The following is a 4,798-nucleotide window of genomic DNA, read 5'->3' as shown; positions in this document are numbered from 1 at the left end:
GCCCCCGGCTTCCACCGGGGGCCGCGACGCCTCGATCAGTTGCTGTTTCCGGTCAGTTCTTGGCCTTGGTCACGACCCACTTGCCGTTGACCCAGTTGCCGACCGTCTCGTAGCCGGAGCGGAAGGAGCCGAGCCAGTTCAGGGTCAGGTTCGCCTCGGCGGTGGACCTGACGGCGGTGTAGCTGCTCGCCTGGTCGTCCGGGCCGCCCGTGGTGTTCACCGCGATGTAGGGGAAGGCGTAGACCGGGCGGGTGGCGGTGGTGGCGCCGCCACTGTCGACCGACTTGGCCGTCAGGCTGGTCGGAGCCTCGCCCTTGGTGACCCAGTCGGTCATCGCGGTCAGCGCGTCGAAGGTGTCCGGGCCCTGACCGCCGCCGCAGTGCGCGACACCGGGGAGCAGGAACAGCCGGGCGAAGCCGCTGGTCGCCGCCGCGCCGCCCATGACCTTCTGCACGGCCTTGTAGTACGCCATCGTGCCGACGGCCGGGATGTGCTGGTCACCCAGGCCGTGCCACAGGATCAACTTGCCGCCGGCCTTCTTGAACGCCGTGAGGTCGGGGTCGGTGGCGTCGTACATGCCCTCGCCCAGCGCCATGACCTTCCTGTAGTAGGCGGCGGTGAACTTGATGTCCTTGTACGTCAGCGTCGGCTGCGGGCTGTCGAAGATCTGGTAGCGGATGGTCTCCCGCACGAAGCTGATGTCACCGGAGTTGGCGGCGGCGGTGGCCGGCGTGATGATCCCGGCCCAGTTCAGCTCGGAGCCGCGCAGTTGGTAACCCGGGTACAGCAGCTTGCCGTTCTCGTCGGTCGGGCCCGCGTAGATCCGGCGCAGGGTAATGACCTGGTCCGCCGTCAGGCAGAAGTCCGCGGTCGTGGAGGTCTGTCCGGCCGCGCACTTGATGCTCGCCGGGTCCCAGTCGCAGGCCAGCGGGTCCGCGATGATGCCGTCGGCGGGCGCGTCGCAGCCCTTGAGCACGGCCTCGTGGATGGGGGCGAGGTCGGCGTTGGTGATGGTGGCCGGGCCGCCGTTGAGGTACACGGACTGGGCGGTCCAGGCGTGCGAGAAGGTGTTCAGCGCGGTGAAGTTGTTGGCCGGGGCGCCCGCGATGATGCCGTCGAAGTCGGTCGGGTAGCGCTGCGCCTCGGTCAGGGCCTGGTGGCCGCCCTGTGAGCAGCCGTCGAAGTAGGAGTGGGCGGGGGCCTGCCCGTAGAACCGCTCGATGAGGGCCTTGGCCGCCTGAGCGAGCAGGTGGTCGGACTTGTAGCCGAAGTCGGCGCGCAGGGTCGGGTCGGTGGAGAAGAGACCGCCGCCCTGGTAGTGGCCCTCGTCGCTGGACGCCACCGCGAAGGCGCCGCTGGTCAGCGGGACGCAGCCGCTGGAGGCAGGGGCACTGCCCGTGTTCACGTTGCCGCAGAGACCGCCGCAGCCGACCTGAAGGTAGTCGGCCTGCCAGCCGGCCAGGGGCAGACGCAGCTGGAAGTGGATCTGCGGGGCGATGACGCCCTTGACGTCGCAGTAGGCCCAGTTGCCCAACGTGTTGCTGCCGGCGGCCACTTCGGCGGCCGAGGTGATCCCGAAGGGCACACCGGGAACGGCGGCGGCCAGGTCCAGAGAGGTGACGCCGGCGCAGGACATGACCGGAGCGATACCGGCGGCCGTGCTGCTCGCGGTGACGGCAGCCGAGCCGGAGTCGGAGGTCTGCGCGCTGCCGGTCATGCTGTTGGCCAGTGCCACACTCGCGCAAGTCACCAGCGCAAGGGCCGCGGCGAGGGTGGCCATGAAGGTGGCGGATTTCCACCGGCACCAACGGAACAGCTTGGGCATGCTGGGTACTCCGTTCAAACGCAGGATCGGGGTTCGTGCGGGGGTGCCCTGACAGGAGTGGGGAACGGGCGGGCACGGGACGCCCGAGGCCGGCTCCGCGATGGCGGCACGGCGAGGAACGTAGCCCTGCGACAATCTGCACGCAATACCGTCGACTAAATTGTCGACGATTTTGTCGAATACTTTGGCCGATATTCCGATCCAGGGGACCGGAACGAACGCGGGCCGCAACCTCAGCCTTCGCCGACAGGTGTGATCCTTGTCTTCGACGACACCTCGAATCCGGACGTACCATACCCCTAGGGGTATAAGCGAAGGAGTGATTGTGGAATTGGATCTCGCAGGAGCGGAGCTCAAGTCCGTGCTGAACCGTCTGCGTCGGGCTCAGGGCCAGATCGCCGGCGTGATCCGGATGATCGAGGAGGGACGGGACTGCGAAGAGGTCGTCACACAGCTCGCCGCCGCTTCCCGGGCCCTGGACCGGGCAGGCTTCTCGATCATCGCCACCGGCCTGCAGCAGTGCCTGACCGACCCCGAGAAAGCTCAGCGCAACGGCGAGACGCCGGAACAGATGCGTGCCCGGCTGGAGAAGCTGTTCCTCTCGCTGGCCTGAGTGCGTCACACGATTTTTCGAGATCCACTACGCGGCGGACGAGGCTACCCAATAGCCGCATGTACACACGCGTGACCTTCGCTGTCGCAAGGCCGATACTGCCGACAGCAGTGCTCCCGCCGGAACCCGCTTCCAACAGCCAAGATCGACAACCGGCCATACTTACTTTGACCTGCAAAGACACAGCTCAAGCGCCCATCTACCAGTCTTGCCATGCTGAGGGCTCGCTGGTCAGCAAACCCCCAGCATGAATCAGGAGACTTGCACGTTGGCGACCCAGCTCATTCGTGGGATGGGCAGCTTCTTCAAGTTCAGCCGGTCCTCTGCTGCGGCTGCGAATTGATGCGCCACGTAGACACCTTGTTCGATGTCTCCTCCGCGCAGCAGCGCTGAGGCCTGGTGACCCAGGACCACAACCCCTGATTCCGCCAGCTCATCGCCGAGACGGTTCACGGCATTGTCGGCGGTCTCCGCCGATTCCTGCCGCCCGAGCTGCCCGTACACCGACAATGACAGAGAGTCGAGACGGTACGGGGTCATGAACCGCACCCATGCCTGTTCGGTGGTGTCGTCTGCGAAGTCGTACACGGCCTGGGCATGCTCCAGGGCCCGCCGTGGGGGATGTCCGGCGGCGTCGGCGCACGCGCTCGTGGCCTCGCAGTAGGCTCGCGCCCTCCCGGAGTCGACCAGGCCCCAAGCTACCCACCCAGCGAGGGCAGCCGTTTCACCAAATTCAATGGTCACAGCGCGCTCGCGCTCGCCGACACGGGGCAGAACTGCGGTGATGGCGTCAAGGTGCGTACGCCTCGACCCTGCCCTGGAACTGACGGGCCGTGAGGTGATGCTCGCTCACGTGGAGCGCAGCGGCGTGATCAGTGAGCGCGTCCACTCCGGTCGCATCGACCTTCGTTAGTGCGCAGTGCGGCCGAGGTCATGATGTCGAGGTTGCCGGCGAGGGTCCTGCGCTCCGGCACGTGACCGCGAAGCGGAACCCGACACTCCTTGACGCGTACACGCGCTCCTCTTACTGTAGCGACCATTACGGCAACCATGTAGCGAGCACTACAGGAACGCGGGGCTCGCCGTGGCAGAGTCGTACCTCCTCCTCCGCCAGCTCTCCCCCCACGGTGAGGTGTTCCATGGCCAGTACTGAACCAAGTGCCCGACACGCTGTGAGGCGACGCGGCCTGCTCAAGGCGGCCCTGCCTGCGGGAGTCGCCGCGACGGCCCTCGGCGGGGCACGGGCGATCGCCACCGGCGACTCGGCCTCCGACGCTGCCGCACCTCGCGGCCGGGACCGCATCGACGTGCACTGCCATCTGATCCCGGACTTCTACCGGCAGTCGCTGACAGAGCACGACATCACCGAGATCGGCGGCGTTCCGGAACCGGACTGGAGCCCGACGCTCGCCGTGGACTTCATGAACCGCTACGGCATCCAGACCCAGGTGGTCTCCGTCTCCGAGCCAGGAGTCACCTACCTGTCCGCCGCCGAGGACAGGATGACCATGGCGCAACGCCTGAACACCTATATGAGCCGGGACCTGGTCCACACCGCGTCAGCACGCCTGAAGGGGCGTTTCGGCGGATTCGCCGTCCTGCCGCTGGGCGGCCCCGCCGACGAGCAGGACGTGGACAACGCCGTGACGGAGGCCGAGCGGGCCGTGCGGGAGCTGAAGCTGGACGGGGTGGGCATCTTCAGCAGCTACGGCGGGACGTACCTGGGCGACCCGGTCTTCGAGCCGCTCATGAAGACGTTGAACAAGCTGAAGGCCATGGTCTTCATCCACCCGGTGACGCCCCGGCACTACCCGGACCTGGGACTGCCACCCTTTCTGTACGAGTTCACGTTCGACACCACCCGCGCGCTGGTCAACCTGCTCTACAAGGGCGTGCTCCGGCGCTATCCGCACATCCGCTGGCTCGCCGCGCACGCCGGCGGCACCCTGCCGTACATCTCCTACCGCACCAGCCTGCTGACCGTGACGCCGGCGGTCGCCCAGCAGCTGGGCATCCCGGGACTGGACGACAGCAGCCCGCGCTTCCGCCGGCTCTTCTACGACACCGCGCTGTCACCGGCACCACAGGCGATGAAGTCGGTACGGGAACTGGCCGGCACGAAGCACATCCTGTTCGCCACCGACTGGCCGTTCACCAACACCCTGTACCCGGCGGCCGGCGACCCCGCACCGCAGTTGGCCGAGACGTTCACGCCCGCCGAGCGGCTGGCCGTCGAACGGTCCAACGCCCTGGCCCAGTTCCCGGCCCTGGCCGCGAGGATCGGCGCCGAGTCGTCCTGGCTTCCGCACGCGGGGATGTCGGGCGCGCTGGTGGCGGGGCTGATCGTGGAGGGACCGGAC

At 67.5% G+C, this 4,798-nt stretch carries 4 protein-coding genes; 2 read left to right on the top strand and 2 right to left on the bottom strand.

Annotation, left to right across the window (positions count from 1 at the left end; genetic code table 11):
• Window positions 1-52: 52 nt before the first annotated feature.
• Window positions 53-1,825, bottom strand: a complete 1,773-nt coding sequence (locus ACWCRB_RS49045) for a tannase/feruloyl esterase family alpha/beta hydrolase (protein WP_451002257.1) — start codon at window positions 1,823-1,825, stop codon at window positions 53-55.
• A gap of 325 nt (window positions 1,826-2,150) precedes the next feature.
• Between ACWCRB_RS49045 and ACWCRB_RS49040 the strand changes: the two genes are divergently transcribed.
• Window positions 2,151-2,438, top strand: a complete 288-nt coding sequence (locus ACWCRB_RS49040) for a metal-sensitive transcriptional regulator (protein ID WP_451002256.1) — start codon at window positions 2,151-2,153, stop codon at window positions 2,436-2,438.
• Between the two features lie 252 nt (window positions 2,439-2,690).
• On the opposite strand, the gene ACWCRB_RS49035 is transcribed toward ACWCRB_RS49040, so the two are convergent.
• On the bottom strand, window positions 2,691-3,026 hold the full coding sequence (locus ACWCRB_RS49035) for a hypothetical protein (protein ID WP_451002255.1): 336 nt from the start codon (window positions 3,024-3,026) through the stop codon (window positions 2,691-2,693).
• A 584-nt stretch (window positions 3,027-3,610) separates the two neighbouring features.
• Between ACWCRB_RS49035 and ACWCRB_RS49030 the strand changes: the two genes are divergently transcribed.
• The coding region (locus ACWCRB_RS49030) for an amidohydrolase family protein (protein WP_451002254.1) at window positions 3,611-4,798 on the top strand (1,188 nt) is incomplete at its 3' end.

The sequence above is a fragment of the Streptomyces sp. NPDC002156 genome (assembly GCF_053593675.1).
This window is presented reverse-complemented; position numbering and strand designations above follow the sequence as displayed.

Excerpts from the sequence above, each read along its gene's own strand:
- ACWCRB_RS49045 (WP_451002257.1), bottom strand. The coding sequence starts at position 1,825 with ATGCCCAAGCTGTTCCGTTGGTGCCGGTGGAAATCCGCCACCTTCATG.